The following is a 1,726-nucleotide window of genomic DNA, read 5'->3' as shown; positions in this document are numbered from 1 at the left end:
ATCAGGTGAGGAGTTATTTGTTTTTAAAAGCAAAAAATGCCGTATTTATGCGGCTTGTGGCGTTTCGCAAACGCCTATAAAAGAGTAGTATTTATAGACCGCTCTCCAGCGGTATGCTACACTGTATGGGATGCTGTGGATTGGTGAACACCTCCTACCGCAAAGACGGTTTGACGAAGGCTCCAACCACAGCTTCTTTGTTGAAATGTTAATCAGTTAGATACCGCCAGACGGTTTATTTAGAACGAGGTTACAAGAGCAAAGAAGTCTGTGGTCCTAAGCAGCATTGAATAATATAACGGAGGTATAAAATGGTCTGTGTCGGAATTGATGTTGCCAAAGATAAGCATGACTGTTGCATTCTCGATTCGGAAGGAACGACCCTTGTCGATTGCTTTACCATTCCCAACAACATGGATGGTTTCAAAAGTCTGCTACAAACAATCCAAGACTGTTCTCAAAAATCAGACAAAATAAAAGTAGGGCTTGAGGCTACCGGACATTATAGCTACAACATCCTTGGGTTTCTTCTTGACAATGATCTGCCCGTCTATGTCATGAATCCCTTGCATACCAACCTGTATCGAAAGAGCCTCAGTCTTCGCAAAACTAAAACCGATCGTGTGGATGCAAAAACGATTGCAACTATGCTGTTGTCCGATGTAGACCTCAAGTCCTACACAGATACAGCATATCACAACGAAGAACTAAAGTCACTCACGAGATACCGATTTGATAAAGTTCAGGAACGCGCTAAACTAAAGCAGTCGGTGTCCAGATTGGTTACAATCCTGTTTCCGGAATTGGAACAGCTTGTTTCGTCTATCCATGGCACTTCAATCTACGCACTTCTCAGTGAGTATCCCGGTGCAAAGCAGATTTCAGAAGCTCATCTGACCAGATTAGCTAATATTCTCGTGAAAACATCCAGAGGCCATTACCGAAAAGATAAAGCTACTCATATCCGAGATGCAGCCAGAACATCCATTGGTTCTGTTATGCCTGCTAAGTCTTTGGAATTAAAGCACACCATTAAGCTCATTCAAGAACTTACCTCCGAAATCAATGAAATTGAAGATGCCATTCGGAAAATCATGGATGAATTGAAACCGCCGATCCTTTCGATTCCCGGAATGGGATTTCATTCTGCTGCGATGATTCTTGCAGAGGTAGGGGATTTTTCGAATTTTAACTCTCCTGACAAAGTTTTGGCTTATGCTGGATGTTCTCCCTCCACATACCAGTCAGGAAAACTCACAAACTGCTATGCACACATGGAAAAGCGTGGCTCTCGTTATCTTCGATACGCTCTTTACACTGCAACCAAATACGTCTGCTACTGGAATCCTGTTTTTACTGAATACCTTACCAAAAAGCAAGCTGAAGGCAAGCACTACAATGTTGCCCTATCTCATGCCACAAAGAAACTCGTACGACTGATTTACGCTTTGCAGAAGTCCGGTAAAGCATATCTTGCCGTCACTTGATTTTCTCCAGAGCCTGAGTTAAACCTAAGAACAACTTAGCTGGCGCAGCGAACCCTTGACAAACCGAAGCATTCAAATGCTATTCTGTTTTTGCGAGGGTTGGCTGGGCTTGCTTTGCTGTTCTCTCCGTCACCCTCGCTACTCCAAGGCCAGCATTTGAATTGGTGCTAGAATATAAATAGTGCAAGTCAAAATGAGAAAATTCCAAATAGACAATACATGATACAATAGAAGTATCG

General features: G+C 42.8%; 1 protein-coding gene. It reads left to right on the top strand.

Annotated elements, in window-relative coordinates; genetic code table 11:
* Positions 1–311 precede the first annotated feature (311 nt).
* Positions 312–1,487: an IS110 family transposase gene (locus FGQ85_RS18110; protein ID WP_005928045.1), complete on the top strand. Its 1,176-nt coding sequence runs from the start codon at positions 312–314 to the stop codon at positions 1,485–1,487.
* Positions 1,488–1,726: the final 239 nt, after the last annotated feature.

This window comes from Pseudoflavonifractor sp. BSD2780061688st1 E11, assembly GCF_005844125.1.
GTDB classification, from domain to species: domain Bacteria; phylum Bacillota; class Clostridia; order Lachnospirales; family Lachnospiraceae; genus Sellimonas; species Sellimonas catena.
Note: the sequence above shows the minus strand (reverse complement) of the source record. Positions and strands in the feature narration are given on the sequence as shown.

Excerpts from the sequence above, each read along its gene's own strand:
- FGQ85_RS18110 (WP_005928045.1), top strand. The coding sequence starts at position 312 with ATGGTCTGTGTCGGAATTGATGTTGCCAAAGATAAGCATGACTGTTGC.